Below are 4,910 nucleotides of genomic sequence, written 5' to 3' on the forward strand. Positions count from 1 at the left end.
ATCAAAATCTCTAGTTGTTTTTATGGTATCTTTTATTGAAACCCGATTTTTTAAGAACTTAGGACTCATTAGTAAAGTATCTTGCTTTAAACTATAGATTGCCAAATTTCCGAATATAGGAAGTAATTTTTTTCAAACATATAATAGTATAGGTAATCCTCCCTAGACCATCCTTGACTAAAAATCTCGTCTTCAATCTTTTCATTTAACAGGTAAACTGGACTATGTTGTCTTTTTTATAAAATTTACAACATTGTTGCTGTCTTTTCCGTAATACAATAATGCAGGATCGGCAGTTCCTTTTACAATTAAAGAATCTTTTGTTTTAATATATTCTAAACTTTTTATTGAATTGCCTAACACATTATATGCCGAATAAAATGTAAATAGTTTTGTATTTGATGTGGGTGTAAAATAAGAACCTTCATTATGGTTTATTATTTCTTTGTAGGTTTTAGGATTGTACAAAACAAAACCTTTAAAATATTTTTTTGCTTTATTTTTCACTCCTTTATTAACGGCTTTACCTTCTTTTAATGTAACTAAAATTGAGCTCTCATTACCCTCTTCAGAAGACACTTTAACATAGGCTATCATCATATTTAACCATTCCCCAGCATCAACTAATTTCCGCTTCACTTTTTCAAAATCAATTCCATATTCGTTAATCCATCCTTGACTCGTAAAGCCAATTAGCACCTGTTTTTACTCTTTAGGATTTTCAAAATAACTCCCCGTTTTTATAAGGTTTCTGGTCCCCTTTTATCAATGAACTATAAAAGATTACGATTTATTCAAAAAAATAAATGAAAAACATTTTGAAATAGTATTCTTCATAGCCATCTAAAAAGCTAAGAGTTCTAAGTAAAATTATTAGTGACTTAAATCATTTAAAAAAATTAGCCAAAACTCATTAATTAAAATAAGTTTTGGCTAATTAGAATTTATAAAACCTTTAAAAGGCTTTAAGATTTATGCTCTTTTATTTAGCATACCATAATTTAGTTGCTTGCACATCTTCACCTTGTTCAGATACCGCTGATCCGTAATTAGGATTATTTTGTGCTCCACTTCCATAACGCATACGTTGTGGATAGTCACCTCCTAATGTTCCTAATTCATAAATAATTGAATTTGAAACACCTTGAGCTAACTCAGTTGGGTAACCCGAATCTCTAACTACAGCCCAAGCTTCAAAACCATCAGTATAACTTACCAACCAACGTTGAGTCGCTATTTTCTCTAATTTTTCATCCATTGTGCCTATGCTAATATTTGCCGCACCTTGTGAGCTAATATAGGTTTCAATATCTCCATCAGATATATTCCACAATTTCATTGCTTCTCTAATTCCGTCTGCAAATAATGATTGAGCATCTCCAGATCCCATTCCTCTAACTGCTGCTTCAGCTTGTAAAAAATAACCCTCTGCACTTGTTAAAATAATTTCTGGATATGCACCAACACCTTCACCCGTTTTTTGAATTACTAATTCACCCGGTGCGCTAAACAAATCAAGCTTAACCAATGGTTTTATATCTCCATTTAACCTTGTAGGTTGTCCAATATACTGACCAGCATCAACATTTAAAGTAGTAACATCTCCAGAAGCACTAGTTGTATAAGTAGCTCCAGCATTGTCTAATGTTGCTAATATGAAACTTAATCTTTCTTGATACTCTGCTCCTGTACCTTCAAATGTAAATTCGCCACCTTTTGCCGGTGAAGCATATACAGCAAGTCTTGGGTCTTGAGTGTGTTTTAATTGATTAATTAGAGTAGCTCCAACTGACCAAGATCCACCACCGACAAAATTATGCCATACATCTCCATAGGCAGCACTTCCCCATTGACCAATAATCATATCTTTTTCCATTGTAACACTTCCAGAGGCATCATCTAATAAAGGCGAATTTAAAGCTGAATTAATAGCACTTGCTGCAAAATCATCTCCAGTAGCACCTAATGCACGCATACCAATTCTTAATTTAAGTGTATTTGCTAACTTTTTCCACTTTTGTAAATCTCCACCACAATAAACATCATTCTCATTAACATCTGCAACACCAGTGCCTGTTCTTTCATTGTCGCCAATGATTGTCATTGCTTGATCTAAATCTTCAATAATACCTTTATAAATATCTTTTTGAGAATCGTATTTGGGTGTTAAATTACCTTCTACTCCTGCTTCACTATATGGAAGCATTCCAAACGTATCTGTATACATTTGATAGTATAACGATTTCATAATTAAACCCATTGCATACATATTTTCATTCTCAAACTCTCCACCGGTCTTGGTTAAATCCATAAAAGATTTAACGTTTCCAAAGTAACCAGCTAACCAGCCCCATGCGGCATCTGTATAACCTCCACTATAGTTATATCCTAGTCCATCATTCCACCATGAAATATTACTTCCAAATGTAAAATGACCTGCATATCTATCTGCATGAATTAAATGTGCTCTCCAATATGGGTAACGATCTGGTGCATATAATTTGTATTGTGCTTCTGTTATAAAGAATTTAGCACTTAAATCAGAAGATTCAAACCCCTGATTGTTTGTGTTTATTTCATCAAAGTCTCCTGTACAAGAGAAAGTGAAGAACATTAAAACACTATATATTGTTATTTTTATATTTCTCATTTTAAAAATTATTAAAATTTAACATTTAAACTTAAACCTAAACTACTTGTTGTTGGCAAGTTGTAGAACAATACTCCCTGTGCAAAGTTACTTGTTGAATAACTAGCTTCTGGATCAAAATTATCACTTTTCTTATATAAAAAGAATAAATTTCTTCCTGTTAAACTTAAAGATGCATTTTTAACAAATGTCTTCTCAAGAATGGCTCTTGGGAAATTGTAAGATAAACTTACCTCTCTTAAACGAACATTTGTTTGTTCAATAATATATTCAGAAGCAATACCACTTACTGCCCCCCAATAATCTTGTCCACTAATATTTGTGGTGTTAGGTTTTAATGTACCATTATCATCCCAAACACCTTCAACAGTTATTCCACCTTCTCTATATTGAAGTGTTTTCTTAGTAACACCTCTTGCGTCTAAAGCAGCATCAGTACCAGAATACACTTCTCCACCAATTCTAAAGTCAACTAAAAAGTTTAAAGCAAAATCTTTGTAGTTAAATGTATTGGTAAATCCACCTGTCATATCTGGTTGGTAGTTCCCTAACTTAACTCTTTCTTCACTAGCTTGTGGGCGACCTGTTGCTGTTAATAACAATTGACCATCATCAGTAGTTTTCCATGTTTTACCATAAATATCTCCAAACCCTTCTCCAACTTGGGCTCTTACATCAATTGTTCCTCCATTTGTAGAACTAAATTGAAAAAAATCTTGACCATCAATTAAACTAACTAATTTATTTTCGTTTTTAGATAAATTAAAAGTTACATCCCATTGGAAGTCTTCAGTTTTAATTGGAGTACCTCCTACTAAAAACTCAAAACCTTTATTTGAAATTTCACCAACATTTTCTCTAAAATAGCTATAACCAGTTGCTGGATCAACAGGCACATCAAATATTAAATCTTTTGAAGTAATAGAATAATAAGTAAAGTCTGCGAATAATCTATTTCCCAAGGCTTTTATTTCAAAACCAACTTCAGTTGAAGTTACATCTTCTGGTCGTAAACTTTCGCTAAATTTAATGTTTGGACGAGAAACAGTAGTGTTTCCTAAATAACCATTTGAAGCAACATTAAATAAATTAATAATTTGTTGAGGATCGGTATCATTACCAACATTAGCATAACTTAAACGTAGTTTTGCTAAATTAATATTTGAATCTTGGAAATCAAACATTCTATCTAACAACATACTTAAACTTGCAGATTTATAGAAGTAAGATCTATTTTCACTTGAAAGTGCAGATGACCAGTCATTTCTTCCTGTTACATCTAAATAAGCCATTCCTTTATACGCTAAAGAAGCGGATCCGTAAACAGAGTTTACTTTCTTTTCGATTAAATCAGATTGACCTACACTTAATTTTAAAGGATCTGTATTACCAATAAAGTATTTACCAGGAATTTTAAAATCAGAACCTGCAATTCTTGATGATCTAACTGTAGAATGCAATGCATTTGCACCAGCATTAACCGCTAAATTAAAATCTTCATTAAGATCTTTATTATACATTAATAATAAATCATAATTTGTTTCAGAACGATCACTTGCTGTATAATTTATTCTACCTGCTGGATAAAAATGATGCCCCACTGCACTATAGCTTTCAGTGTCATGAGAAACAACATCAGTACCCACTCTCACAAATGCTTTAAAGGCATCTGAAAAATCGTATTGAGCTTTTGCAAAACCTGAAAAACGCTTTCTACTATCTTCGTTTTTATCCTGGTTAAGAATCCAGTATGGGTTTCCTCCACTATTTGTAGCAGAAATTACACCATATCCATTGTCTAGGTTTTGATATGTTTTTAAATCGTTTATATCAATATTTCTATTTAAACCATATAAATAAGCCATTATACCTTCCGTACCTTGAGATGGACGATTTTTTGCATCCTGTAAGAAATAAGTAACTTTTGCATCCAAAGAAAATTTATCAGTTATTTTACTAAACCCTCTTAAGTTGAAATTGTTTCTATCAACATCAGAATTTGGTAGAATACTTTGAATTGATGAGTTAGAATACGAAAAACGCAGTGAAGAGTTTTCTGTACTTTTACTTATTGCCAAAGTATTAACGATATTTGATCCTGTTTCGAAGAAATTCTCAACATTATCAGGTTGTGCTACATAAGGTCTATTTTCACCATTATAGTACAATTGTTGTGAACCATCAAATTTTGGTCCCCAAGAACCATTTCCTTTTACTTCATTTAAATCTGCTCCAAAAATTCCATCTTTACCAGCACCAT

The 4,910-nt window shown here is 32.2% G+C and carries 3 protein-coding genes; all 3 read right to left on the reverse strand.

Annotated elements, in window-relative coordinates; translation table 11 throughout:
* Positions 1-222: 222 nt before the first annotated feature.
* A complete protein-coding gene (locus AB1Z17_RS00560) occupies positions 223-699 on the reverse strand; it encodes a D-alanyl-D-alanine carboxypeptidase (protein WP_368049846.1) in 477 nt (158 codons plus the stop codon).
* Between the two features lie 283 nt (positions 700-982).
* Entirely contained in the window at positions 983-2,650 is a 1,668-nt protein-coding gene (locus AB1Z17_RS00565) for a SusD/RagB family nutrient-binding outer membrane lipoprotein (RefSeq protein WP_368049847.1), read from the reverse strand.
* An 11-nt stretch (positions 2,651-2,661) separates the two neighbouring features.
* A partial coding sequence (locus AB1Z17_RS00570) for a SusC/RagA family TonB-linked outer membrane protein (protein ID WP_368049848.1) occupies positions 2,662-4,910 on the reverse strand: 2,249 nt, incomplete at its 5' end.

Source organism: Lutibacter sp., assembly GCF_040883305.1.
Classification (GTDB): Bacteria; Bacteroidota; Bacteroidia; order Flavobacteriales; family Flavobacteriaceae; genus Lutibacter.